Genomic DNA, 25,905 nt, shown 5'->3' with positions numbered 1-25,905 from the left:
CTCAGTGGTCCTTACGCTTGGCAGGGCGCTGCCAGTCAGCCTTGCTGATCACCCTAGACCGCTCAACCGCCAGGGTATTGTCGGCGACATCGCGATTGATCGTGGAGCCAGCCCCCACGGTAGCCCCCCTGCCCACGCTGACCGGTGCCACCAGAGCTGTATTGGAACCGATGAAGGCGTCGTCGCCAATCTCGGTGAGGTGCTTGTTGGCGCCATCATAATTGCAGGTGATGGTTCCCGCGCCCACGTTGACACCCCGCCCGAGGCGCGCGTCACCGACATAACTCAGGTGATTGATCTTGGAACCCTCGCCGATCTCGGCATTCTTGGTCTCGACGAAATTGCCAACCCGGGCGCCAACCGCCAGGCGGGTCCCCGGGCGCAGGCGGGCAAAGGGGCCGAGCTGATTGTGACCAGCCACCACGGCCCCTTCGATGACACTGTGAGGTTCGATGACCGTCTCGGCACCGATATGGCTGTCGCGGATCACACAATGCGAACCGACACGCACACCCTCTCCCAGCTCGACATCGCCCTCGAAGACGCAGCCGACATCGATCTCGACATCGTGGCCGCACTTGAGGCTCCCCCTTACATCCAGGCGCGACGGATCGCGCAAGGCCACGCCTTGCACCATCAGCGACTCGGCGATATCGGTCTGCAGCGTCCGCTCCAGCCGGGCCATCTGGCGGCGATCATTGACCCCTTCCACTTCGACCGGACGCGATGGCTCGGCGGTGGTGACCTTCACGCCTTCGGCAGCGGCCATGGCGATGACATCGGTGAGGTAATACTCGCCCTGGGCATTCTCGGCCGACAGCTGGGGCAACCAACGACGCAACTGAGCAGTGGTCATGGCCATGATGCCGGTATTGCACTCGCGCACCGCCCGCTGCTGCTCATTGGCGTCCTTCTGCTCGACAATGGCCACCGCCTCGCCGGCCTCGTTACGCAGGATCCGGCCATAGCCAGTGGGATCCTCCAGGGTCACCGTCAACAGCCCCATGTGGTCTTCATCGACGGGGGCCAGCAGGGTTCTCAGGGTATCGCGCTGGATCAACGGAACATCGCCGTAGAGCACAAGCACCTTGCCCTCGCCAAGCCCTTCCAGGGATTGGGCCACAGCATGGCCGGTGCCCTTCTGCTCGGCCTGCATGACGAAATTCACCGGGTACTCGGCCAATGCCTCGCGCAACCGCTCTGCACCATGCCCGACCACCACATGGGTCCGCTCGGCCTCGAGGCCCGAGGTAGTATCGAGTATATGGCTCACCATCGGCTTGCCCGCCAACGGATGCAATACCTTGGGCAGCGAGGAGCGCATGCGCGTCCCTTTGCCCGCTGCGAGAATCACCACATCGAGGGTCATCATGATCCTTGTCCACTCATCAGATCCAAATCATTCTAGGCGTTCGGCCACGTTACTGGCCATGTCAGTTCCCTTTTTCGCCATCTTCACCCTCGGCGATACTCTCGTTGTTCCCGTTGTCAGCATCCTCCGCCACCTCGATCCCCATCTTGTCGACCATGGCACGACCGAAATATGCCGCGAAGGCGGGACTCGCCAGACTCTGCCAGCCATCCCCCTGACGTACCAGCATCAACACCGCCAGGTCATGGCGCCGGGCCAAGGTCATTCCTTCTTGCTCGCCGAGCACCGTCATGGCCGTGGCCCAGGCATCAGCCCGGGCGTTGGATGGATCGATGATCGTTACCGAGGCGAGACGATGCTGGATCGGACGGCCAGTGCGGGGATCGATGGTATGCGAATAGCGGTGTCCGTCGACCTCGAAGTAATTGCGGTAGTCGCCCGAGGTGGCCACCGAAATGTCTTCCAGAGGCAGCACATGTTCGGCTTGCGGACGCCCGTTGCGTGGTACCTCGACGCCGATACGCCAGGACTCGCTCTCACCATCGCGATGGCCATCCACCTTGACCTCTCCACCCAGGTTGACCAGATAGTTCTCCACGCCCTGATCAGCCAGATAGGCAGCGACCTGGTCGGTCGCATAGCCCTTGGCCACACCGGAGAGGTCGACGAAGACATCCTTTAGTCGTCGTGCGCGCTTCGTCTCGACATCGAGCTCCAGGGTATCCATACCGACCTCGGCGAGACGCTGCTCGATAAGGGAATCCTCGGGCACTTCCTCGGGACGCGCCTCAGGCCCGAAGCTCCACAGATTGACCAGCCCCCCCACGGTCACATCGAAGGCCCCGCCACTGGCCTCGCCGACGGATCGAGCGATATCCAGGACATGGATCAACGGTGCGGAAAGCGTCTGCCATTCCCCCACCGGTGCCTTGCTGAAGGCCACCAGCTCGGCGTCATCGCGATAAGTCGACATCGAGGCATCCACCGCCTCCAGCTCATCGAGAATACCTTGCTCCAGCGCATCCCGGCGCTCGGCGGTTATCGGGTCGGCGATGGTCACCTGATAGAAGGTACCGAAGATATCGCCCTGCAAGGTGACGGGCGTTTCCAGCTTCTGCTTCGAGCAACCGGCCAGCAAGATGGCCAGCAGCATTATCAGGGAAGCCAGGTAACGTTTGGAAAGTGACATGACAAAACTCCAGAAGGAACCCAACCGGCGGACAGGATGAGCGCCGGGGACAAGGCGGAGCGAGGGTCATCCGCCAGGGAATGGCGGATGTAGCGCCCAGGGATGGGTTTACAGCGCCCTCGCGAAGACTTGTCGCCGGAACAGCTCATCCTCCCTCCGGCTCGATGAAGTACTTCAGCCAAACAACCAGATCAGCGCAATGCCCAGAATGAGACGATAGACCACGAAGGGCTGCATGCCGATCCGCTTGATGAAGGCCAGGAAAAAATGGATGCACAGGTAGGCACTGATGCCCGACAGTACGGCGCCCACGGCCATGGCCATCCAGTCCACCGGTAACGGGGAGCGAATCAGTTCCAGCGATTCCAGCCCACCGGCCAGCACAATCACCGGAACCGACAACAGGAAGGAGAAGCGTGCCGCGGCTTCCCTATTCAGCCCCAGCATTAACGCGGCGGTCATCGTGATACCGGAACGCGAGGTGCCGGGAATCAACGCCAGGGCCTGCGCCAGGCCGATCCACAAGGCATCGCGCCAGTTCATCCGGTACTCGCTTCGCTTGCCGCGATGACGCCAATCGACATACCCGAGCACCAGGCCAAAGACGATCAGGCCGCCGGCCAGCACCAGCGGGGAGCGCATGGCACCTTCGATGACATCCTTGAATATCAGGCCGAACACGCAGACCGGAATCGTCGCCAGCAATACCCACCAGGCCAGGCGGGCATCCTCGTCGGTACCACGTCCTGCCAGGCTGTGGCACCAACTGGTCACCATGGCCGCGAGTTCATGACGGAAATAGAGCACCACGGCCGTCAGGCTGCCGAGATGCAGCGCCACATCGAACGCTAGCCCCTGATCCGGCCAGTCGGTCAACACAGGTACCAGAATCAGATGGGCGGAACTGGAAACCGGCAGGAACTCGGTCAGTCCCTGGACGATGGAAAGCAGAACGATCTGTAGCCAATCCATGGGGCACTCTATATCTCAGTGGGAAGCGGTGCCCTCAGGCAGCCGGATCCCGAGGATACACATCCCACGCCCATCTGTCCGCTCACTCAACCACTAGACAAGATCAAGGTCGCAAAACTGAAATAGATCAACACCCCGGACGCATCGATCAGGGTGGTCACCAGTGGTGCCGATGCGGTTGCCGGATCCCAGCCGAACCGATCGAGCACAAACGGCAGGCACATGCCGAGCAGGCTGCCGAACAGCACGATCGAGATCATGCTCACCGCCACCACCAGCGCTACCGCTTCACCGCCGCGCATCACGCCGATCGGCGCCACCGCCAGGGCCATGGTCAGGCCCAGCGCCCCCGCGACCAGCAACTCGCGTCCCAGCAGCTTGCCCCAGTCACGTACCCCGACATCCCCGGTGGCCATGCCCCGCACCATCAGGGTCGCGGCCTGAGCGCCGGCGTTGCCGCCACTGCCGATCAACAGCGGTAGGAAGAACACCAGGGCGACCTGAGCGGCGATAGTGTCCTCGAAGTGCGCGATGCCGGCTCCCGACAGGAGGTTACCGAATACCAGCAGCACCAACCAGGTCACCCGCTTCCGATAGAGGCTGAGCAGGGGGACTCGGCTGACACCATCCTCAAGCTGGCCGATGGACATCCCCTTGTGGATATCTTCGGTGGCCTCGAACTCGACCACGTCCAGCGCGTCATCGTGAGTGACAATGCCGACCAACCGGCGATCCTCGTCGACCACCGGCACCGCTAGCATGTCGTAACGCGCCACGAGCCGAGCCACTTCTTCCTGGGGCGTATCCACGGTGGCATGGATGACATCGCGGATCATCAGCTCGTCGACCTTGGCACCGGGGCGGGCCACCATCAACTGGCGTAACGACATGGTCCCGGCCGGCCGCCCTTCGGCATCCAGCACATAGAGCTGATAGACCGTCTCGGCATCCGGCGCGGTCTGGCGCACCCGCATCATCGCCCGCGAGACAGTCATGCCCATGGGGATCGCCACATAGTCGGAGGTCATCAAGGCACCGGCTGTGCCTTCCTCGTAGCTGGCCAGGCGCATGAGCTCCTCGCGCTCCCGATGCGCCATGCGCCGCAGCAGTACCTCGCGACGATCCTCGTCGAGCACCTTGAACAGGTCGGTTCGCTCGTCGGAGCCCATGTCCTCGAGTACCGCCTGCAACTTGTCGTTGCGCATGGCCGAGGTGAAGACAAGCTGCTCTTCACCATGCAGATAGCCGATAACACTGGCCTGGCGCTCCAGGGGAAGGCTATCCAGCAAGGCACGGGCACGCAGTTCATCGTCACCCTCGAGCAGGTCCTGAAGGATCTCGGCGATATCGGCCGAACGCAGTTCAGGCAATTGAGCATCCAGCCGCTCCCGATCATCCCTTTCCAGGGCCTGAAGCAGTTCATCCTTGTGTTGCTCGAGGGACTCGTTGAGTGACATGGAGATCTTCTCCCATCGAGGGTGCAGAACGCTCACCCGATACGAACACGAAAACGCCTCCCGAAGCGAATCCGGGAGGCGCTCTCATCAACCACGCTCAGCACGTTGCCGGCGTCAGCCGCGACCCGCCTTGCGACGCAGCTGCTGAATGGTACGCAGCTGGGCCATGGCCTCGGCCAACTCGGCCGAGGCACGGGTATAATCCAGCTCCGCGGTCTTGTCGTTCATGGCCTGCAACGCCTGCTGGCGAGCCTGCTCGGCGGCCGCTTCGTCAAGATCGTCGGCACGCACGGCGGTATCGGCCAGCACGGTGACCACCTCGGGCTGTACCTCGAGGAAGCCCCCCGAGACGTAGAAGTGATCTTCTTCACCTCCGCCCCGGACGATGCGCACCGGTCCGGGGGCCAGCTCGGTCAACAGCGGTGTGTGGCCGCCGAGGATACCGAGATCCCCCATGCTGCCGGCCGCCACGACCTGCTCGGCTTCGCCGGAGTAGATCGACGCCTCGGCGCTGACGACCTCGCATCTAATGCTTTTCGTCATGATGACGTCTCCCAGGTAGAGGGATTACTTCATCTGGTTGGCTTTCTCGACGGCTTCGTCGATGGTGCCGACCATGTAGAAGGCCTGCTCCGGCAACTCATCGTACTCGCCTTCGAGGATACCCTGGAACCCGCGGATAGTCTCCTTGAGAGAGACGTACTTGCCGGGAGCGCCAGTGAATACTTCGGCGACGAAGAACGGCTGCGACAGGAAGCGCTGGATCTTGCGCGCTCGGGCCACGGTTTGCTTGTCCTCGTCGGACAGCTCGTCCATGCCCAGAATGGCGATGATATCCTTGAGCTCCTTGTAGCGCTGCAGCACGCCCTGCACGCCGCGAGCCACCTTGTAGTGCTCTTCACCGATGACCAGCGGATCCAGCTGACGAGAGGTGGAATCCAACGGGTCGATGGCCGGATAGATACCCAGCTCGGCGATGGAACGCGCCAGTACCACGGTGGCGTCCAGGTGCGAGAAGGTGGTCGCCGGCGACGGGTCGGTCAGGTCGTCCGCGGGAACGTAGACCGCCTGCACGGAGGTGATAGACCCCGTCTTGGTGGAGGTGATGCGCTCCTGCAGGACACCCATTTCCTCGGCCAAGGTCGGCTGATAGCCCACCGCGGAAGGCATGCGGCCCAACAGTGCGGATACCTCGGTACCGGCCAGGGTGTAACGGTAGATGTTGTCGACGAACAACAGCACGTCGCGGCCTTCATCGCGGAATTTCTCGGCGATGGTCAGGCCGGTCAGCGCCACGCGCAGGCGGTTGCCGGGCGGTTCGTTCATCTGACCGTAGACCAGCGATACCTTGTCGAGGACGTTGGACTCCTGCATTTCATGGTAGAAGTCGTTGCCCTCGCGGGTCCGCTCGCCGACACCGGCAAACACGGAGTAACCGCTATGCTCGGTGGCGATGTTACGGATCAGCTCCATCATGTTGACGGTCTTGCCGACACCGGCGCCACCGAACAGGCCTACCTTGCCGCCCTTGGCGAAAGGACAAACCAGATCGATGACCTTGATACCGGTCTCCAGCAGCTCCTCGGTAGCCGCCTGATCGGCGTAACCGGGTGCCTTGCGGTGGATCGGCATGCGCTCCTGCTCACCGATCTCGCCGGCCTCATCGATCGGCTGGCCCAGCACGTTCATGATCCGACCGAGGGTTGCTTCACCCACCGGCACGGAAATGGCAGCACCAGTGCTGGCGATCTCGATACCGCGTTTCAGGCCCTCGGTGGAGCCCATGGCGATAGTGCGCACCACGCCGTCGCCCAGCTGCTGCTGGACCTCAAGGATGGTCTCGCTGTCCGAGACCGTCAGCGCGTCGTAGACCTTGGGCACTTCGTCCCGCGGAAACTCTACGTCAATCACCGCGCCGATGATTTGTACGATACGTCCGCTCATCTTGGTTCCTCTCAAAAACCTGCAAATGAAACCTGCTTGCCGGGAGGCTCGTAGCCTCCCTCGGCGCTATACGGCGGCGGCGCCACCGACGATCTCGGAGATTTCCTGGGTAATGGCCGCCTGACGGGCCTTGTTGTACACCAGTTCCAGATCGTCGATCAGATTGCCGGCGTTGTCGGTGGCGCTCTTCATCGCGATCATGCGCGCGGCCTGCTCGCAAGCCACGTTCTCGACCACCGCTTGATAGACCTGCGCTTCCACGAAGCGAACCAGCAGGCTATCCAGCAGCGCCTTGGCATCCGGCTCATACAGGTAGTCCCAGTTTCCGGGACGCTTGTGTTCTTCGTCCGACGACTCGACACCCATCTCGGGCGACAAGGGCAGCAGTTGGCGAACCACCGGGTTCTGGGTCATGGTGTTGACGAACTCGTTGAACACCACATAAAGGCGGTCCAGCTTGCCTTCGTCGTAGGCATCCAGCATCACCTTCACGCTGCCGATCAGGCTATCCGCGCTCGGTGCCTCACCCAGGCCGCTCTTGGCCGCCACCAGGTTGCCGCCATACTTGCGGAAGAAGGCGGTAGCCTTGCTGCCTAGAGGACAGAAGTCCAGCTCGGCGCCACTGTCCTGCCAGGCCTTGGCCTCCTTGAGGACGGCCTTGAACAGGTTGTGGTTCAAGCCACCGCACAGCCCGCGGTCGCTGGATACCACGATGTAGCCGACCCGCTTGACCTCGCGCTCTTCCATCCACGGATGCTTGTACTCCGGGTTGGCATCGGCGACGTGGCCCACCACCTTGCGAATCTGCTTGGCGTAGGGCTGGCTGGCCCGCATCCGGTCCTGCGCCTTGCGCATCTTCGACGCAGCGACCATCTCCATGGCACTGGTGATCTTCTGCGTGTTCTTGATGCTGCCGATCTTGGTGCGTATCTCTTTTGCAGCTGCCATAGCGATCTACTCCGTTCGTGGCCCTCAGAAAGCTCCAGGGCCCGCCTCCCGAAAAAGGCGGGCCGTCGGGGTCACCAGCTCTGAGTGGCCTTGAACTTGTCGAGACCTTCCTTGAGGCCAGTCTTGATCTCGTCGCTGTAGTCGCCGGTCTGGTTGATCTTGTCGAGAAGATCGGCGCACTCGGACTTCATGAAGTCCTGCAAGGCACGCTCAAAATCCAGCACCTTCTTGACCTCGATATCTTCCAGGTAGCCCTCGTTGGCGGCATACAGGGAAACGGCCATCTCGGCCACGGACATCGGCGCATACTGATGCTGCTTCATCAGCTCGGTGACGCGTTGACCATGCTCCAACTGCTTGCGGGTGGCCTCGTCCAGGTCGGAAGCGAACTGGGCGAAGGCCGCCAACTCACGATACTGGGCCAAGGCCAGGCGCACGCTACCGCCGAGCTTCTTGATGATCTTGGTCTGTGCCGAACCACCCACGCGGGATACCGACAGACCGGCGTTGATCGCCGGGCGGACACCCGAGTTGAACAGGTCGGTCTCGAGGAAGATCTGACCGTCGGTGATCGAGATCACGTTAGTCGGAACGAACGCGGAGACGTCGCCACCCTGGGTCTCGATGATCGGCAGTGCGGTCAACGAACCGGTCTTGCCCTTCACCTCGCCGCCGGTGATCTTCTCGACGTAGTCTGCATTCACGCGAGCAGCACGCTCGAGCAGGCGCGAGTGGAGGTAGAAGACATCACCCGGGAAGGCCTCGCGGCCCGGCGGACGACGCAGCAGCAGGGAGACCTGACGATAGGCCACGGCCTGCTTGGATAGATCATCATAGACGATCAGGGCGTCTTCACCGCGATCGCGGAAGTATTCGCCCATGGTGCAACCGGAATAGGCGGCGAGGAACTGCATCGGGGCCGGGTCGGCAGCGCCGGCGGCGACCACGATGGTGTGTTCCATGGCGCCATGCTCTTCGAGCTTGCGCACCACGTTGGCAATCGTCGACTGCTTCTGGCCGATGGCCACGTAGACGCAGGTGACGCCCTTGCCCTTCTGGTTGATGATTGCATCGATGGCGATGGCGGACTTGCCGATCTGGCGGTCGCCGATGATCAGCTCACGCTGACCGCGACCGATCGGCACCATGGCGTCAATCGACTTGAAGCCGGTCTGGATCGGCTCGTCGACGGATTGACGGGTGATGACGCCTGGTGCCACCTTCTCGACCGCATCGGTCTTGTCGGTACCCAGTTCGCCCTTGCCATCGATCGGATTGCCCAGGGCATCGACCACGCGACCGCACAGCTCGGGGCCTACCGGCACCTCGAGGATACGGCCGGTACACTGGGCAGTCATGCCCTCTTCGAGCTGCAGGAAGTCGCCCAGCACCACGGCGCCGACACTGTCGCGCTCGAGGTTCAGCGTCATACCGTAGATGCCGCCGGGGAACTCGATCATCTCGCCGAACATCGCGTCGGCGAGACCGTGGATCTGCACGATACCGTCAGACACGCTGACGATGGTGCCCTGATTGCGGGCTTCAGATGCGACATCCAGCTTCTCGATGCGCTGCTTGATGATGTCGCTGATCTCGGAAGGATTCAGTTGCTGCATGCCATGTCCCTCAGACTCAGGCGGAAAGGGCCTCGTGGAGGCGGTTCAGTCGACCACGTACCGAGCCGTCAATGACGGTATCGCCGGCACGCAGGATCACGCCTCCCAGGAGGTTTTTGTCCACCTGAGTGGTAATGGAGATTTCGCGGTCCAGACGCTTGGCCAGTGCACTCGCGAGCTTGTCCTGCTGGGCATCGCCCAGCGGAAAGGCAGAGACGATATCAACGTCGATGCGCTTCTCCCGCTGAGCCTTGAGCCGCTCGAACTGCTCGGCGATAGCCGGCAGGGCCGCCAGGCGGCCCTTCTGGCCGACGAGGCGCAGAAAGTTGCCGGCCTCGTCGTCGATGGCGTCGCCACAGATGTCAATGAGCGCCTGCGTCTTCTGGGCACTGGTGAGTCGCGGGTTGCTCAGCACCCGATGGCGCATCTCGCCATCGGCGACGATCCGCGCGGCGGTGTCGAGCATGCCGGACCAGTCCGCCAACGCCTGGCGTTCAGCGGCGCGTTCAAAGGCCGCCTTGGCGTAGGGGCGAGCGACGGTAAACAGTTCCGCCATGGATCACCTCCTCAGAGCTCTTCGGCCAGTTTGTCGACGAGTTTGGCGTGCCGTTTTTCGTCGATGGAGGATTCCAGGATCCGCTCCGCACCCACGATGGCAAGCCGCGACACCTGCCCACGCAGGTCATCTTTCGCGCGATTGACTTCCTGTTCGATTTCAGACTTGGCCTGAGCAATCATGCGCTCGCCTTCCTGACGAGCCTGGTCGCGTGCCTCATCGATCATCTGGTTGGACCGCTTGTGAGCCTGCTCCAGGATTTCGGCAGCCTGCTCCTTGCTCTCGCGAAGCGTCTCGCTGGCCTGCTGTTCGGCCAACTCAAGATCACGGGAAGCCCGACTTGCGGCGTCCAGGCCATCGGCGATCTTCTTTTGACGCTCGTGGAGCGCATTGTTGATCGGCGGCCACACGTACTTTATGCAAAACCAGACAAAGATCGCGAACGCGATCATCTGTCCGATAAGCGTCATGTTGATATTCACAGGGACGTACCTCTGACAGATTCGTGGCGACCGGAAACAAGCAAACCGAGCGCAATGCGCTCGGTATGCAAATCGTTAGCCGGCGACGACGAAGATCAGGTACATCGCGATACCGACACCGATCATCGGCACGGCGTCGAGCAGGCCAGCCATCAGGAAGGTCTTGGTCTGCAGCTGGTTACCCAGTTCCGGCTGACGAGCGGTGGTTTCCAGCAGCTTGCCACCCAGCAGGGCGAAACCGATGCCAGTACCCAGAGCGCCGAGGCCAATCATGAGAGAAGCGGCGATGTAGACGAGTTCCATGGTGATACTCCTATCGAGTTGAGGTTAAGGGTCTAAGGGTTTATCGGGTATTACGCGATTCAGTGGTGCTCGTGGGCCGCGTTCAGGTAGACCACCGTCAGGACGGTGAAGATGAACGCCTGCAGAGAGATGACCAGGATATGGAAGATGGCCCAGGGCACATTGAGCGTCCAGGAAATCCAGAACGGCAACAGGGCGATCAGGATAAAGATCACTTCGCCGGCAAACATGTTGCCGAAGAGTCGCAGGCCAAGGCTGAGCGGCTTGACGAGCAGGCCGATGACTTCCATCACCAGATTGAAGGGGATCAGCAGCCAATGATTGAAGGGTGTCAGGGAAAGTTCCTTGGCGAAGCCGCCCAGGCCCTTGACCTTGATGCTGTAGTAGATGATCAGGCAGAACACGCCCAGCGCCATGCCCAGGGTGGCATTCGGGTCGGTGGTGGGCACCAGCTTCATGTACTCGACGCCAAAACGAGCGAACAGCTGCGGCATGAAGTCGACCGGTACCAGCTTGAGCAGGTTCATCAGGAATATCCACACGAACAGCGTCAGCGCCAGCGGCCCGATCAGCGGATTCTTGCCGCGGAAAGCCCCGTGAACGGTGCCCTCGACGAACTCGAAGACCATCTCGATGGCACTTTGCAGTTTGCCGGGTACTCCGGTGGTGGCAGCCTTGCCGACCTTGCGGAACAGCCAGATGAATAGCGCCCCCATGGCCAGCGACCAGCCCATGGTATCCAGGTGTATGGCCCAGAAGCCCATTTCCTGGGCCTCGCCAGCGGAATGCGCGATGGACCAACCATGCTCGGGATGGTAGCCGTATGTCAGGTTCTGCAGGTGGTGCTGAATATACTCCACAGGAGTCGGGTTATTGCCTGCCATGAGCTGCCTCGATTTCAGTTGGGTGACAGTCGCGTGCCCAGCCAGGCGGCCAGCCAGTGAACGAACAACATCACCATATAAGCGCCAAAGAATAAAGCATGATTTGAGGGGGGCACTGCAACGAACACCAGCGTGAAGAGTGCCACCGTCAAACCAAACTTTCCGGCTTCCGCTCGATAGAAGCCATTAGCAATGTTCTTGGCGTGCCGAGCTCCTCGATAACCGAAGACTCGCCAGGCAAAAAAGGCATTTGGCAGAAAGGCCACGGCCCCACCCGCCAGCGCGGAAAAGGCACCAGAACCACCATCCAACCAGGCGGCTAACCCCATCATCAGGCCTATTGCCGCCAATTGCGGCAGCAACAACCGCCGAATACTGGGACGCTTGACCCTGGCTGCCATGAGGTCTCCGTTTCTCACCTTGTCGTGGCACCCAGGCCGCCTCAATGACCACCGTGTCTGCCAACGTCAGCGGTCCGGCGCGATTATAGGGAAGCGGCCCGACGGCTTCAACCGGATGCGAGGCGAATATGCACGATATCGCGCCAGCTTACGACTAAAAGTCGAGGAAAAAACGCGAACTTCTTTAGCACGCTAAACGGATAAATGCCTCAACGAATATGCTCGAGAATACCGTCCAATTCCTCCAGACTCGCATAACGGATGGTCACCCGTCCCTTGCCACTCTGGCCATGCTGGATTTTCACTGGCGCACCGAGCAACTCGCCGAGGCGGGATTCCAGCCTGGCGACATCCGGACTCGGCTTGGGTTTCGCGGTTTTCTTGCGTTCGCCGGCGACCAGTTGCTTCACAAGGGCCTCGGTGGCACGCACGGTCAGGTCCTTGTTGACCACTTCATGGGCCGCCTTGCGCTGCTTGGCACCTGACAACGCCAGGAGTGCGCGGGCATGCCCCATATCGAGATCGCCCCGCTCGAGCAGTGTCTGCACCTCAGGGTCCAGCGCCAGCAGGCGCAGAAGGTTGGCTACCTGGGCACGGGAACGACCCACGGCGTCCGCCGCCTGTTGCTGGGTCAGCTCGAATTCGTCCAGCAGGCGCTTCATGGCCATGGCTTCTTCGACTGGATTGAGACTCTCGCGCTGAATGTTCTCGATCAACGCCAGGGCCAGTGCCACCTCGTCGGAAACCTCGCGCACCACCGCCGGGATGAGATCCAGCTCAGCCAGTTGCGCCGCTCGCCAGCGCCGCTCGCCGGCAACGATCTCGTAGCGCTCCTCGCCGATCGGACGCACCACGATCGGCTGCATGACGCCCTGGGCGCGAATAGAGTCGGCCAGTTCCTCCAGGGCTTCGGGCTGGATGTCACGACGTGGCTGGTAGCGGCCTCGCGTCAGTTGACCGAGCGGCAGACGCTCGAGCCGTTCCTCCGATCCCGGCAACGCCTGGGTGGCCTCATCCATCCCGGCCTCTTCCCGTGACGGATCGACCTCGGGCAAGTCCAGGCTGTCGCGGCGTCGAGCGTTGGCGCCGATCAAGGCATCCAGGCCGCGTCCCAGGGCGCGTTGTTTGCGCGTCATCGAGTTTCCCTCATTTCCAGGACCATACGGTTACAACGACAGGCGACGGATCAGTTCCTTGGCCAGCACCCGGTGGGCCTGGCTACCCCGCGAGAAGCGAGCGTACTTGGTCACCGGCAGACCATGGCTCGGCGCCTCGGCAACCCGTACGTTACGCGGGATGGTGGCCTTGAGCAGTGCATCGCCGAAGTAGTCCCGCAACTGCTTGCTGACGTCACGGGTCAGGCTGTTGCGACTGTCGAACATGGTGCGCAGGATGCCGAAGATTTCGAGCTGGGGATTCACGCTGTCCTTGATCTGCTCGACGGTATCGAGCAGCGCCGAGAGCCCTTCCAGAGCATAGAACTCGCACTGCAGCGGAATGAGCACGCCGTCGGCGGCGGTCAGCGCATTGACAGTGAGCATGTTCAGCGATGGCGGGCAATCGATCAGCACTACGTCGTATTCGGTGGCGACGTCTTCCAGAGCCCGGACCAGGCAGCGCTCGCGCCCCTCATCGCGTTCCAGCAGCTCCACCTCGGCAGCGGTCAGGTCGCCGTTGCCGGGCAGCAGAGCGAAACCGGCCTCGGGGCAATCGAGGATCACTTCGCTGGACTTGCGCTCGCCGAGCACTACGTCGAGTACGCTGCCATCAAGTTCGTGCTTGTCGACGCCGCTGCCCATGGTGGCATGGCCCTGAGGATCCAGGTCGACCAGCAGCACGCGTCGATCCAGGGCCGCCAGGCTGGCGGCCAGGTTGACGGCGGTGGTGGTCTTGCCCACGCCGCCCTTCTGGTTGGTCAAGGCGATGATCTTGGTCACGACGACGTTCCTTGCGAGTGACGGACGCCTCAGGGGCGACCCTGGGTGAAATCGGTACGCTCGAGTATCACGAGCCGACGCTGGCCCGACTCGAAGGGCACCGTCAACTCATGGCTGGCAACCGGTGCTACGTTCTCGGGCAACCCGCTCAGCTCATCATCCACGCTGGGGCCCTTCATGGCCAGCCATCGTCCGCCATCGGCCACCAGGCCGGTACTCACCGAGACGAAATCCCCGAGACTGGCGAAGGCACGCGAGATCACCTCGCAATACCCTTCCTTCGGCCCCTCGAAGGCTTCGACCCGGGCCTGGACGGGCGTGACGTTGGTCAGGCCCAGCTCCATCACTGCCTGGCGCTGGAAACGCACCTTCTTGCCATTGCTGTCGAGCAGGGTCACCTGACGCTCGGGTTCCAGAATCGCCAGCACCAGGCCCGGCAAGCCGGGGCCAGCGCCCACGTCAAGCAGTGTCGATCCCGTCACGAAGGGCGCCACGGCCGCACTGTCGAGCAGATGCCGGGAGACCATTTCTTCGGGGGCACGTACCGCGGTGAGGTTATAGGCACGGTTCCACTTGTGCAACAGCGCCAGCAGCGTCAACAAGGCTTCCCGGCGCGCCGGAAAGGCGTCGATGGCGAGCTCGTTCAGCCCCTGTTCAAGGCGCTCGCGAAGACGGTGATCATCAAGACTCATCCGTTGGCCACCCGGCTATCGTCGAGCAGACGTCGCTTCTTCAGGTGAATCAGCAGAATCGAGACTGCCGCCGGTGTCACGCCAGAGATGCGCGATGCCTGTGCCAGGGTCTCGGGCCTGGTCTCGACGAGCTTCTGGCGAATCTCGTTGGAGAGCCCATCGACCTGGTCGTAGTCGAGGTCATCGGGCAGCGGCGTGGCTTCATGGCGCTTGAGCTTATCGATCTCTTCCTGCTGGCGATCGATGTAACCCTGATACTTGGCCTGGATCTGGACCTGTTCGGCCACCTGATCGTCATCGACCGGCTCGCCGACCAGCCCCGCCACGTCTCGGTAGCTGAGTTCGGGACGCTTGAGCAGGTCGAGCAGATTATATTCGCGTTTCAGAGTCTGGCCGGTCGTCTCGGAGATGCGACGAGCGGCGTCGCTGCCGGGCTGGACCCAGTTGGATCCGAGCCGCGAGGTCTCGCGTTCCACGGCTTCGCGCTTGGCACTGAAGGCTGCCCAACGGCGTTCGTCGACCAGTCCCAGCTCACGACCGGCCTCGGTGAGGCGCATGTCGGCGTTGTCCTCGCGTAACAGGAGACGATATTCCGCACGGGACGTGAACATCCGGTAAGGCTCCCGGGTGCCCAGAGTGATCAAATCATCGACCAGAACGCCGAGATAGGCTTCGTCGCGACGTGGCCACCAGGCATCGAGACCACGCGCCTGGCGTGCGGCATTGAGTCCGGCCAGGAGCCCCTGGGCCCCCGCTTCTTCGTAACCGGTGGTGCCATTGATCTGCCCGGCGAAATACAGGTTGTGGATAAATTTCGTCTCGAGGGAATGCTTCAGATCACGAGGATCGAAGAAATCATACTCGATGGCGTAACCGGGGCGCGTGATGTGAGCGTTTTCCAGCCCCTGGATCGAACGGACGACCTGCAGTTGCACGTCAAACGGCAAGGAGGTCGAAATGCCGTTGGGATACAGCTCGTGCGTGTCCAGCCCCTCCGGCTCGATGAAGATCTGGTGGCTCGACTTGTCGGCGAAGCGGTGCACCTTGTCCTCGATGGAGGGGCAATAGCGAGGCCCCACGCCTTCGATGGCTCCGGAGAACATCGGCGAACGCTCGAGGTTGGCGCGGATGATCTCGTGGGTCCGCTCGTTGGTATGAGCGATGTGACAGCTCACCTGCCGCGGGTGCTGGCTCCGTTCGCCAAGGTAGGACATGACCGGGGTGGGATCGTCACCGGGCTGCTCGTCGAGCTTCGAAAAGTCCACGCTCTTGGCATCGATACGTGGTGGGGTACCGGTCTTCAGACGATCGACGCGGAACGGCAGGGCACGAAGACGTTCGGCCAGAGCATTGGAAGGTGGATCTCCGGCACGCCCCCCACGGCTGTTGTCCAGGCCGATGTGGATAACACCACCCAGGAACGTGCCTGTGCACAACACCACGGTCTCGCTCATGAAGCGAATCCCCGTCTCGGTGCGCACACCGCGAACCTGGTCGCCCTCGACAATGAGATCGCCGGCTGCCTGCTGGAAGAGAGTCAGGTTGGGCTGGTTTTCCAGCATGCCGCGGATGGCGGCCTTGTAGCGAATGCGGTCCGCCTGGGCCCGAGTCGCGCGTACGGCCGGCCCTTTCCGGGCGTTGAGCACACGGAACTGGATACCGCCCATGTCGGTGGCCAGCCCCATGGCGCCACCAAGGGCATCGATTTCCTTGACCAAATGGCTCTTGCCGATCCCGCCAATGGCGGGATTGCACGACATCTGGCCGAGAGTCTCGATGTTGTGGGTCAAAAGCAGCGTCCGGCAGCCCGTACGGGCCGAGGCCAGGGCGGCTTCGGTGCCCGCATGACCACCACCGATGACAATGACGTCGAAACGGTCGGGGTACTCCAAGGTTCACCTCGTTCGGTGCTACGGCACCGATATTGCGGATCGGGGATGAAATCGGCCAGCCAGTATAAACCTCCTGTGGGTAATCGTCAGGGTTTTCCACACCCGGATTTTCATTCGCAGTCCGTCTCGCATCATTAGCTATTACATAACTAATAAAAGAATAGGAAGTTCTGTTGTTGTTGTAACTACTGGTGTGGATGTTTTTCGTGGATAAACCGTTTTATTGTTTTACTATCAATAGCTTGCAATGTTAACCGAAAGTAGGAAAAAGCGCGTACTGGCTGCGGACGATGTGTTCGGGGCCTGTGGATGAAAGCTCGGGTTGCCCACAAGCTGACACAGACACGCCTTTTCCACCGATCCCTACCTGGCTTGTCACCACGGCTGTGAACAACCGAGCCAAATTGCCCACATCCTTGCAATGGCGGCGGTTGTGGCATGATTCAGGCGCTTCGGGCGATTTAGTTTTCCACAGGCAGAAAAAAGGCCCTGTCGATAACGACAGGGCCCCTGAAGGCACGCTTGAAACGGCGCTATCAGTGCTTGAGCACTCGGGACAGGAAGCTTTGTGTCGGCGCCTCCGTGGGGGTATCGAAGATTGTTTCGGGTGGGCCTTCTTCGACGATGCGGCCTTTGTCGATGAAAATGACCCGATCGGCGACCTCACGGGCAAAACCCATCTCGTGGGTCACGATCATCATGGTCATGCCGTCGTTGGCCAGTTCTCGCATGGCATCAAGTACCTCGCCGATCATCTCCGGGTCGAGTGCCGAGGTGGGCTCGTCGAAGAGCATCAGGCGGGGTTCCATGGCCAGGGCCCGTGCCAGCGCCACACGCTGCTGCTGGCCGCCGGACAGCTGGGCCGGATACTTGTGCGCCTGATCGCTGATACCGACCCGAGCCAGCAGGCGCTCGCCGGTCTCGGTAGCGGTGGATCGGTTCAAGCCCCGCACCTTCATGGGTGCCAGAATCACGTTGTCGAGCACGCTCAGATGCGGGAATAGGTTGAACTGCTGGAAGACCATGCCGACCTCGGTACGGATCTTCTGCAGCGCCTGAGTGGCCTTGCCGTTGGGCAGGAGCGGGTTGCTGTCGACTTCCAGTTCGCCCTGCTGGAACTCTTCCAGGCCATTGACGCAGCGGATCAGTGTCGACTTGCCGGAACCGCTGGCACCGATGATCACCACCACCTCGCCGGGCGTCACCGTCAGGTCGATGTCCTGGAGGACGTGAAGACTGCCGAAATGCTTGTTGAGCTTGTTCAGGCGCACGATGGGCTCGGCGCCGGACGCGGACTTCTCGTGGTTCATGTCGTGCGTTCCTTCTATTGTCCGACCAGGCCCTTGCGCTCGAGCAGACGCAGCGCAAGCGAGAGTGTCAGGGTGATCACCAAGTAGAGCATGGCGACCATCAGGTACACCTCCAGGGCGGTGAAGGTGGTGGCGATGTAGATCTGCCCCTGGCGGACCAGCTCGCCGACGCCGATGACCGAGAACAACGAGGTATCCTTGATGCTGATGATGCCCTGGTTGCCGAGCGGCGGGATCATGCGCCGGAAGGCCTGGGGCCAGATGATGTAGCGGAAGGTCTGGACCCTCGACAGGCCCAGGGAGAGCCCGGCCTCCTTCTGGCCGCGTTCGATGGACTGGACGCCGCCGCGCACGATCTCCGAGATATAGGCGCCGGAATTGACGGCGATGGCCGCGATACCGGCGACCAGGGCATTGATCGGGCCGCCGAGGAGCTGCGGTAGGCCATAGAAGATGAACAGGACCTGTACCAGTACAGGGGTTCCGCGGAAGACTTCGATATAGGCTGCGGCGGGAATCCGCAGCCAGATGGTCGGGCTGATGCGCAGCAGACCGAAGATGATGCCAATGATAAAACCGATGGCCAGGCCACCAAAGGAAATGAGCAGGGTGTAGGGAATACCCGCCACGAGATGTGGAATGGAGGCGAAGGCCGCCTGCCAGTCAAATTGAAAGTTCACTTAGGGTCTCCCATCAGCGCTTCCTGGGTGAGTTATAAGCACAGGTACAACGCAACGGGGCCGGGTCCCAGGACCCGACCCCGTATCAGCGAGGCAGAAGGATCATTCGTCGCTTGAAGAGGAGCCGAACCACTTGGCGTGGATTTCATCGTAGGTGCCGTCTTCCTTCATCGCGGCCAGTGCCTCGTTGACGGACTCGAGCCATTCGCTGCCCTTGACCAGCGCGAGACCGTATTGCTGGCCCTCGTAGAGCGGCCCGACCGTCTTGACGCGGCCCTCTCCCTTGGTCTGGGAGAAGTAGCCGACATTGGGCGCGTCGTAGAAGACCGCATCGACACTACCGCCGAGCAGCGCCATGTACATGTCGCTGGAGCCCGGATAGGGCGTGATGTCGGCGCTGTCGCCGAGGTTTTCCTCGAGATAGTCGTAGCTGGTGGAGCCGATCTTGGTGCCGACCTTTTTGCCTTCCAGGTCTTCGACGGCCTGAATGCTGTCGTCGTCGGCATTGACCAGCAGCTTCAGGCCGCTGTCGTAGTAGGGATCGGAGAAGTCGACGATCTTGGAGCGCTCGTCGGTGATGGTGATGCCGGCAATGGCGATATCGATGTTACCGGTCTGAACGGCGGGGATGATGCCGTTGAAGTCCATGGTCCGGAGATTGTAGTCGAACCCGGCCCGTTCGGAGATTTCCTTGATGATGTCCATGTCGAAACCGGTCATCTCGCCGGTTTCCTGATCCATCATCTCGAAGGGCACGAAACTCGGATCGGTGGCCACGTCGAGTGTCTGGTCCTGGGCGGCGGCGAGGCCATAGACACCCAGACCGAGACCGATGCAGGATGCCAGCGAGACCGCCTTCAGTTGACGTTTCATACGTTTCCCCATGGAAGCAATTATTGTGGAATACAGCTTCACCATGGCGAGTTGTCGTGAAAGCGTCAAGTCCGGGCCTGCGGCGTGATTTAGCGCCCGATCAACGGTACCGTTCAGACCATGAAGGAGGCGCCACAGCCGCAGGTGGTAGTGGCGTTGGGGTTCTGGATCATGAAGCGCGCTCCGGCCAGCCCTTCCTCGAAGTCCACCGTGGAACCAACCAAGTATTGGTAGGAAAGTGGATCGACCACCAGGGCCACGTCGTCGAACTCCACCAGAGTATCGTCTTCGGCGACCGATTCGGCGAAATCGAAGCCATACTGGAAACCCGAGCAGCCGCCGCCGGTCACGTAGACCCGCAACTTGAGCCCGCGGTTGCCTTCTTCCTCGACCAGGCTTCTGAGGCGTGCCTTGGCGCTGTCGGATAGCAACAGCGGAGTGGGAACGAAGGATGCGACACCGCTCATCGGTGACCTCCCGGGAATCGGTGAATGTGGTTCATGCCATGATTATCCACACCACCCAGTAAAAGGGTCAACTATTGTTGCGAAATGGTCCATCGCGATTCCGAGGATCGGCTCGTGGCTGAGCCGTCGACAGGTCTACGAGGAATGGCGATGGCCCATGAAAGAAAAGTGATGTCAGGGCAGCATGGCCGGGGCGTCGAGGCCGGCGGTTTCGTCGAAGCCGAACATCAGGTTGAGGTTGTGCACTGCCTGGCCGGAGGCACCCTTGACCAGGTTGTCGATCACCGATAGCACCACCACGGTGTCGCCGTCGCCGGGACGATGCACCGCCAGGCGGCACATGTTGGCGCCCTTGACGCTGCGGGTTTCCGGGTGGCTGCCTGCTGGCATCATATCGACGAAGGGTTCATCGGCGAAGCGGTGTTCGAACAGCGCCTGGAGGTCGTCGACGTCATCGCGAAGCTGGCCGTACAGGGTGGCGTGGATGCCGCGGATCATGGGTGTCAGGTGCGGCACGAACGTCAGGTTAACCGGGCCGCCCGCGGCGTCGCCGAGCCCCTGGCGAATCTCCGGAAGGTGACGATGCCCCGAGGCGCCGTAGGATTTCATCGATTCGCTGGCTTCAGCCAGCAGCGAGGGGATCTTGGCGCCCCGTCCGGCACCGGTAACGCCAGACTTGCAGTCGGCGATGACCCGGTCCGGATCGATCGAGCCGCTCTCGAGCAGCGGCAGCAGGCCGAGTTGCACGGCAGTGGGATAGCAGCCGGGCACAGCGATCAGCCTAGCGGTGCGGATACGCTCGCGATTGGTCTCGGGCAGGCCGTAGACAGCCTCATCGAGCAGTTCGGGAGCGCCGTGCGGTTGCCCGTACCAGTGGGCCCATTCCTCGGCGTCGCGCAGGCGGAAATCCGCCGACAGGTCGATGACCCGGGTGCCTCGGGCGAGAAGGTCGCCGGCCAGGGCATGCGCTACACCGTGGGGCGTGGCGAAGAACACAGCGTCGCAGGTCGCCAGTCGCGCGGGGTCGGGCTCGCTGAAACGCAGTTCGTCGTAATGACCGCGCAGGTTGGGGTACAGCTCGCTGACCGCCAGGCCGGCTTCGCTGCGCGAGGTGATGGCTTCGACACGCACTTGTGGATGGCGAGCCAGGAGCCTGAGCAGTTCGACCCCGGTATAGCCGGTGCCGCCGACGATTCCGACCTTGATCACGATGGACTCCTCATGGTGGACGCTGGGACCTCTGTCTCTGGATATGATACACAAGAGGGGCATGGCCTACCCAGTGGTGGTCATCCAGCGTCAGGGCATTGGCTGAAACGTCTCTGCGCTCATCGTCTTCTTGGAGAATGCTCGAGTCCATAGGAAGGTCATCTTGCCGCGACGCCCGTTACTCGATTTCACCCTAGATGGCTTTCGCCGTCGGCTGGCCAGTGTCGATGCCCTGCCCCAATTGTGCGTCCTGGGTGTCTTCTCGGGATTGATCACCGGCGGGCTGATGGTCGGCTTTCGCCTGTTGCTGGAAGTCGGGGCCATGGCCTTCATGCCCGATGCCGACCCCGAGGCGTTCGAAGGGTTGTCTCCTGTGCTCAGGGCCTTGCTACCATTGTTGGCGGTGACCCTGATCGGCCTGTGGTTATGGCGTCAACCGCCTGCCGGGCGTCAGATCGGCGTGGCCCATGTCATCGAGCGACTGACCTATCACCAGGGGCGTTTCCCTATGCGCAACTGGTTCACGCAATGGTGGGTTGGCCTGATTTCGGTGCTGGGTGGCCTGTCCGCCGGGCGTGAGGGGCCGGCCATTCATCTCGGCGCCGCGGCATCCAGCGGGTTGGGCCAGCGGCTACGCCTGCCGCACAACAGCCTGCGCGTTCTGGTGGCCTGCGGCACCGCCGCTGGTATCTCGGCCTCGTTCAATACGCCAATTGCCGGTGTCATCTTCGCCATGGAAGTGGTGATGATGGAATACACTATCACGGGCTTCATGCCGGTGATCCTGGCGTCGACGATCGGTGCGCTGGTGGCAAGGGTGGTCTACGGGGGCGAACGCCCCTTCCAGATGAGCGGCGTGGAGCTGGAGTCGCTTTTCAACCTTCCCTGGATCGTGCTCAGTGCCTTGCTGATCGGCTTATTGGCCGGTCTCTTCGTGCGGGTGGCGCGTTCGGGGAATGTCATGGGTCGCCTACCCTTCCCGGCACGCCTGGTGCTGGTTGGCCTGCTGGTGGGAGCGGTGGCCTGGTGGTATCCCCAGGTACAGGGAATGGGCTACGACAGCCTGGGGGCGATCCTCAACGGCGCGCAACCAACCGACGTGCTGCTGGCGCTGGCCATCGGCAAGCTCTTGCTGACGGCGATAACCGTGGCTTGCGGTATTCCGGTGAGCATCATCGGGCCGATACTGGTAGCCGGTGGCGCCGTCGGTGCCTTGTGCGGCCTGTTCGGCGGGTGGCTGTTGCCCGAGATCGCCGCTGGTCCCGAGGTATACGCCATGCTGGGCATGGCGGCGATGATGGGCGCGGTGTTGCAGGCGCCCCTGGCGGCGCTGATGGCATTGCTTGAGTTGACCCATAACCCCGGCTTGATCCTGCCGGGCATGCTGGCCGTTGTGGTGGCGGGACTGACGTCGCGGCAGCTATGCGGCTGTGACGGTTTCTTCATCAGCGTCACGCGCCATGGCCTGCATCCCTTGCAGCAACCGCTGATGCAAGCGCTTTCCCGTGTATCGGTGCCGGCGGTCATGGAGCGCGCCCTGGTACGCACGCCGCGTCGTGTGACTCGAGCCGAGGCCAGTACCCTGCTGGATAGCAAGCCGGAATGGGTGGTCATCGAGCGTTCTCGGGACGACAAGCCGACGCTGGCGCTCAAGGCCGCGGCTCTGGCGCGTTGGATGCTGGAACACGACGAGAATGACAATATCGACAAGGACGGTCGACTGGACCTGCTGGAGATTCCCGGTCAGCGCCTTGAGCTGGCGCCGATCCATCTGCAGGCGACGCTCTCCGAGGCCTTTGATCGACTCAATACCAAACACGTGGATGCTCTCTATGTGGAGCATGGACACCGTCCCGGTAAGAAGCGCATTTCCGGTATCATCACCCGCGATGCCATCGAACGTTATTATCGCTTCAGCGACACTTGAGGAGTCGACATGTACCTCTGGATCAAGGCCCTTCACCTCGTGGCCGTGGTGACCTGGTTCGCCGCCATGTTCTATCTGCCGCGGCTCTACGTCTATCACGCCACAGCGCGTGACCGGGACGAGAAGCAGGCCATGGCGTACTTCGCCACCATGGAGCGCAAGCTCTATCGCGGCATCATGACACCCTCGATGATCGCCGTGCTGGTGTTCGGCGGGATACTGCTTTATCAGGCCCCGGCGTGGCTTGGCCAGGGCTGGATGCATATCAAGCTCACCCTCGTGGTATTGCTGGTGGCCTACCATCATGTCTGCTTGATCTATCTCAAGCAGTTCGCCGCCGAGCGCTGCCAGCGTTCCCCACGTTATTTCCGCATCTTCAATGAGTTGCCCGTGATTGCCTTGCTGGCGATCGTCATTCTTGCCGTACTGAAGCCGTTCTGATGCCAATCTCGCGTACAACCAATCCTCACCTGCCGGTGGTGCTGGTGCTGGGTGGGCACGACCCTACCGGCGGTGCCGGCCTGGTGGCCGATGCCGAGGCCATCGCGGCCTGCGGTGGATGGGCGCTGACCATTCCCACCGCCATGACGGTGCAGAATTGTCGTGATGTCAGTGCGGTCCATTCAGTGGGGGCCGATCTCGTTCGGGAGATGGCGGCCGAGCTTGTGGATATCGAGATCGCCGCTATCAAGATCGGCCTGCTGGCCGATATGGCGACGCTGGACGCCGTGGTGGAGATCGTGCGGCAACGTCCCGGCGTGCCGGTGGTGGCGGATCCGGTGCTCAAGGCCGGCGGAGGTCGCGAGTTATCCACCGAGGCGCTGGTAACGGCGTACCGGTCACACTTGCTACCGCTTGTGGATATTCTGACCCCGAATCATCTGGAACTCTCGCGGCTCGCCGATGGACACTGCCACGATGAGACACAGAGAGCGGTGAGCCTGTTGCAGCTGGGCTGCCAGGCGGTGCTGGTCACCGGTACTGAGGCGCCTGGCGTCGAGTCGAGCGAAAGCGTGGTGCATACCCTGCATGCGCCGGATGGCGATCGCCAGTGGGAGTGGCCACGGCTGGACGGCGTCTATCATGGCTCGGGATGCACTCTGGCATCGGCTCTGGCGGCGCGGCTGGCGCTGGGCGAATCGCTGGCCGGTGCCTGCGAGCAGGCGCAGGCCTTCACCTGGGAAGCTTTGGTGAATGGTTGGTGCCCTGGCCAGGATCAGTGCTTGCCGAGGCGGCTCTGGCGGTTACCGATCGGCGCGAAGTAAGGAAAATGTTTCTTGAGAGACACTTGAGCCATCGGACTGGTCTTTGCCGGCGTCTGCGTCGAGAATGGGAACCACGATGACTGGCTGACCGAGTAGGCGGATTTCGACGATATTCACCGTGAGATCACCGCTCGCCAAAAGCTTATCCAGAGAATTATCCACAGCCTGGGGGCCGTGGCATCGCGCCTCCAGGCAATTGAAAGGTTATCCTTCAACAGGACAAGAGGTTGACATGACCACATCCGCACAGCTCTTTGAACGGGCCTGCCGACATATTCCCGGCGGCGTCAATTCGCCGGTGCGTGCCTTCAAGGGACTGGAGCGTCCTCCGGTCTTCATGGAGCGTGCCCAGGGTGCCTATCTGTTCGATGTGGAAGGCAAGCGCTATATCGATTATGTCGGCTCCTGGGGACCGATGATCACTGGCCATGCCGACCCCGATGTACTGGGGGTCGTGCGAGAGCGCATCGATGCCGGCCTCTCCTTCGGGACTCCCACCGCGATCGAGACCGAAATGGCCGATCTGATCTGCGAGATGATGCCCAGTATCGAGATGGTGCGCATGGTCAACTCCGGTACCGAGGCCACCATGTCCGCGGTTCGCCTGGCGCGTGGCTATACCGGACGCGACAAGATCGTCAAGTTCGAGGGCAACTATCACGGCCATACCGACTCCCTGCTGGTCAAGGCGGGTTCCGGTGCCCTCACCCATGGCGAGCCGAGCTCTCCGGGCGTGCCGGCGTCCCTGGCCGAACACACCATCACGCTTTCCTATAATGATGCCGACGCCGTGGAGACCTGTTTCGAAGAGATCGGCGACCAGATTGCCTGCATCATCGTCGAGCCGGTGGCCGGCAACATGAACTGCATTCCGCCTCAGCCGGGATTTCTCGAGACCTTGCGTCAGGTTTGCGACCGCCACGAGAGTGTCCTGATCTTCGATGAGGTGATGACCGGGTTTCGGGTCGCTATGGGCGGCGCACAGGCCCACTATGGCGTCACGCCCGATCTGACCTGCCTGGGCAAGATCGTTGGTGGCGGCATGCCGGTGGGCGCCTTCGGTGGGCGCCGCTCGATCATGGAAAACATCTCGCCGCTCGGGGCGATCTATCAGGCCGGCACCCTGGCGGGGAATCCGCTGGCCATGGCGGCAGGCGTCACTCTGCTCAACAAGCTTCGCGAACCGGGGTTCCATGATGCCCTGTCCCAACGGGTCGAGACACTGTGCAATGGGCTACGGGACAGGGCCGAGGCGGCAGGTATCGACATGATTGTCCAGCGAGTGGGTGGCATGTTCGGCATCTTCTTCACGGGCCAGAGTCGTGTGGATAACTTCGCCCAGGCCACGGCCTGCGATGCGGATGCCTTCCGTCGATTCTTTGCTGCCATGCTGGAGCAAGGTATCTACATGGCGCCCTCAGCCTTCGAGGCCGGTTTCATGTCCAGTGCTCACGCGCCCGAGGATATTCAGGCGACCCTCGATGCCGCCGAATTGGCCTTCGCGTCGATGCGCCAGGCTTGAAACGACG

General features: G+C 61.9%; 26 protein-coding genes. 4 read left to right on the top strand and 22 right to left on the bottom strand.

Annotated features, from left to right (window positions below; translation table 11 throughout):
• Position 1 precedes the first annotated feature (1 nt).
• The 22 genes from glmU to argC form a co-directional block, all read right to left on the bottom strand.
• A complete protein-coding gene (gene glmU, locus FZZ93_RS14420) occupies positions 2-1,372 on the bottom strand; it encodes a bifunctional UDP-N-acetylglucosamine diphosphorylase/glucosamine-1-phosphate N-acetyltransferase GlmU (protein WP_187774541.1) in 1,371 nt (456 codons plus the stop codon).
• Between the two features lie 61 nt (positions 1,373-1,433).
• Entirely contained in the window at positions 1,434-2,561 is a 1,128-nt protein-coding gene (locus tag FZZ93_RS14415; protein WP_149323015.1) for an FAD:protein FMN transferase, read from the bottom strand.
• A 174-nt stretch (positions 2,562-2,735) separates the two neighbouring features.
• Positions 2,736-3,533: an undecaprenyl-diphosphate phosphatase gene (locus FZZ93_RS14410; RefSeq protein WP_149323014.1), complete on the bottom strand. Its 798-nt coding sequence runs from the start codon at positions 3,531-3,533 to the stop codon at positions 2,736-2,738.
• A gap of 86 nt (positions 3,534-3,619) precedes the next feature.
• Positions 3,620-4,990, bottom strand: coding sequence for a magnesium transporter (mgtE, locus tag FZZ93_RS14405; protein WP_149323013.1), 1,371 nt, complete (start codon positions 4,988-4,990; stop codon positions 3,620-3,622).
• Between the two features lie 114 nt (positions 4,991-5,104).
• Positions 5,105-5,533 carry a F0F1 ATP synthase subunit epsilon gene (locus tag FZZ93_RS14400; RefSeq protein WP_149323012.1) on the bottom strand — a complete coding sequence of 143 codons (429 nt, stop codon included), beginning with the start codon at positions 5,531-5,533 and terminating at the stop codon, positions 5,105-5,107.
• A 24-nt stretch (positions 5,534-5,557) separates the two neighbouring features.
• Complete coding sequence (gene atpD / locus FZZ93_RS14395; protein WP_149323011.1) at positions 5,558-6,934, bottom strand: F0F1 ATP synthase subunit beta; 1,377 nt, start codon at positions 6,932-6,934, stop codon at positions 5,558-5,560.
• A gap of 66 nt (positions 6,935-7,000) precedes the next feature.
• Positions 7,001-7,882 carry a F0F1 ATP synthase subunit gamma gene (gene atpG, locus FZZ93_RS14390; RefSeq protein ID WP_149323010.1) on the bottom strand — a complete coding sequence of 294 codons (882 nt, stop codon included), beginning with the start codon at positions 7,880-7,882 and terminating at the stop codon, positions 7,001-7,003.
• Positions 7,883-7,953: 71 nt separating this feature from the next.
• Positions 7,954-9,498 carry a F0F1 ATP synthase subunit alpha gene (atpA, locus tag FZZ93_RS14385; RefSeq protein WP_149323009.1) on the bottom strand — a complete coding sequence of 515 codons (1,545 nt, stop codon included), beginning with the start codon at positions 9,496-9,498 and terminating at the stop codon, positions 7,954-7,956.
• Positions 9,499-9,514: 16 nt separating this feature from the next.
• Positions 9,515-10,054, bottom strand: a complete 540-nt coding sequence (locus tag FZZ93_RS14380) for a F0F1 ATP synthase subunit delta (protein ID WP_149323008.1) — start codon at positions 10,052-10,054, stop codon at positions 9,515-9,517.
• 11 nt (positions 10,055-10,065) lie between these two features.
• Positions 10,066-10,536 carry a F0F1 ATP synthase subunit B gene (locus FZZ93_RS14375; protein ID WP_149323007.1) on the bottom strand — a complete coding sequence of 157 codons (471 nt, stop codon included), beginning with the start codon at positions 10,534-10,536 and terminating at the stop codon, positions 10,066-10,068.
• 75 nt (positions 10,537-10,611) lie between these two features.
• Positions 10,612-10,839 (bottom strand): F0F1 ATP synthase subunit C, encoded by a 228-nt coding sequence (gene atpE / locus FZZ93_RS14370; RefSeq protein ID WP_016854214.1) that lies wholly within the window; start codon positions 10,837-10,839, stop codon positions 10,612-10,614.
• Positions 10,840-10,898: 59 nt separating this feature from the next.
• The gene (gene atpB / locus FZZ93_RS14365) at positions 10,899-11,723 is read right to left on the bottom strand and encodes a F0F1 ATP synthase subunit A (protein WP_149323006.1); all 825 of its coding nucleotides are present in this window, start codon (positions 11,721-11,723) and stop codon (positions 10,899-10,901) included.
• A 14-nt stretch (positions 11,724-11,737) separates the two neighbouring features.
• On the bottom strand, positions 11,738-12,124 hold the full coding sequence (locus FZZ93_RS14360; RefSeq protein ID WP_149323005.1) for an ATP synthase subunit I: 387 nt from the start codon (positions 12,122-12,124) through the stop codon (positions 11,738-11,740).
• Positions 12,125-12,333: 209 nt separating this feature from the next.
• Positions 12,334-13,260, bottom strand: a complete 927-nt coding sequence (locus FZZ93_RS14355; protein WP_149323004.1) for a ParB/RepB/Spo0J family partition protein — start codon at positions 13,258-13,260, stop codon at positions 12,334-12,336.
• 30 nt (positions 13,261-13,290) lie between these two features.
• Positions 13,291-14,061 carry a ParA family protein gene (locus FZZ93_RS14350; RefSeq protein WP_149323003.1) on the bottom strand — a complete coding sequence of 257 codons (771 nt, stop codon included), beginning with the start codon at positions 14,059-14,061 and terminating at the stop codon, positions 13,291-13,293.
• Positions 14,062-14,090: 29 nt separating this feature from the next.
• Positions 14,091-14,753 carry a 16S rRNA (guanine(527)-N(7))-methyltransferase RsmG gene (rsmG, locus tag FZZ93_RS14345; protein ID WP_149323002.1) on the bottom strand — a complete coding sequence of 221 codons (663 nt, stop codon included), beginning with the start codon at positions 14,751-14,753 and terminating at the stop codon, positions 14,091-14,093.
• Complete coding sequence (gene mnmG, locus FZZ93_RS14340) at positions 14,750-16,645, bottom strand: tRNA uridine-5-carboxymethylaminomethyl(34) synthesis enzyme MnmG (RefSeq protein WP_149323001.1); 1,896 nt, start codon at positions 16,643-16,645, stop codon at positions 14,750-14,752. Before mnmG ends, rsmG begins: the two co-directional genes overlap by 4 nt.
• A gap of 536 nt (positions 16,646-17,181) precedes the next feature.
• A complete protein-coding gene (locus FZZ93_RS14335; RefSeq protein WP_149323000.1) occupies positions 17,182-17,955 on the bottom strand; it encodes an amino acid ABC transporter ATP-binding protein in 774 nt (257 codons plus the stop codon).
• Positions 17,956-17,969: 14 nt separating this feature from the next.
• Positions 17,970-18,635, bottom strand: coding sequence for an amino acid ABC transporter permease (locus tag FZZ93_RS14330; RefSeq protein WP_149322999.1), 666 nt, complete (start codon positions 18,633-18,635; stop codon positions 17,970-17,972).
• A gap of 102 nt (positions 18,636-18,737) precedes the next feature.
• On the bottom strand, positions 18,738-19,508 hold the full coding sequence (locus tag FZZ93_RS14325; protein WP_149322998.1) for a transporter substrate-binding domain-containing protein: 771 nt from the start codon (positions 19,506-19,508) through the stop codon (positions 18,738-18,740).
• A 113-nt stretch (positions 19,509-19,621) separates the two neighbouring features.
• Positions 19,622-19,975, bottom strand: coding sequence for an iron-sulfur cluster insertion protein ErpA (erpA, locus tag FZZ93_RS14320; protein ID WP_149322997.1), 354 nt, complete (start codon positions 19,973-19,975; stop codon positions 19,622-19,624).
• 174 nt (positions 19,976-20,149) lie between these two features.
• A complete protein-coding gene (gene argC, locus FZZ93_RS14315; RefSeq protein ID WP_149322996.1) occupies positions 20,150-21,184 on the bottom strand; it encodes an N-acetyl-gamma-glutamyl-phosphate reductase in 1,035 nt (344 codons plus the stop codon).
• Positions 21,185-21,347: 163 nt separating this feature from the next.
• Between argC and FZZ93_RS14310 the strand changes: the two genes are divergently transcribed.
• From FZZ93_RS14310 to hemL, 4 genes are all read left to right on the top strand, one after another.
• Positions 21,348-23,111, top strand: coding sequence for a chloride channel protein (locus tag FZZ93_RS14310; protein WP_149322995.1), 1,764 nt, complete (start codon positions 21,348-21,350; stop codon positions 23,109-23,111).
• A 9-nt stretch (positions 23,112-23,120) separates the two neighbouring features.
• A complete protein-coding gene (gene hemJ, locus FZZ93_RS14305; RefSeq protein ID WP_149322994.1) occupies positions 23,121-23,552 on the top strand; it encodes a protoporphyrinogen oxidase HemJ in 432 nt (143 codons plus the stop codon).
• Positions 23,552-24,376: a bifunctional hydroxymethylpyrimidine kinase/phosphomethylpyrimidine kinase gene (gene thiD, locus FZZ93_RS14300; protein ID WP_149322993.1), complete on the top strand. Its 825-nt coding sequence runs from the start codon at positions 23,552-23,554 to the stop codon at positions 24,374-24,376. The genes hemJ and thiD overlap by 1 nt, the downstream gene beginning before the upstream one ends.
• 232 nt (positions 24,377-24,608) lie before the next feature.
• The gene (gene hemL / locus FZZ93_RS14295; RefSeq protein ID WP_149322992.1) at positions 24,609-25,898 is read left to right on the top strand and encodes a glutamate-1-semialdehyde 2,1-aminomutase; all 1,290 of its coding nucleotides are present in this window, start codon (positions 24,609-24,611) and stop codon (positions 25,896-25,898) included.
• The last annotated feature ends 7 nt before the right edge of the window (positions 25,899-25,905 follow it).

Source organism: Halomonas eurihalina (genome assembly GCF_008274785.1).
Lineage (GTDB): Bacteria > Pseudomonadota > Gammaproteobacteria > Pseudomonadales > Halomonadaceae > Halomonas > Halomonas eurihalina.
This window is presented reverse-complemented; position numbering and strand designations above follow the sequence as displayed.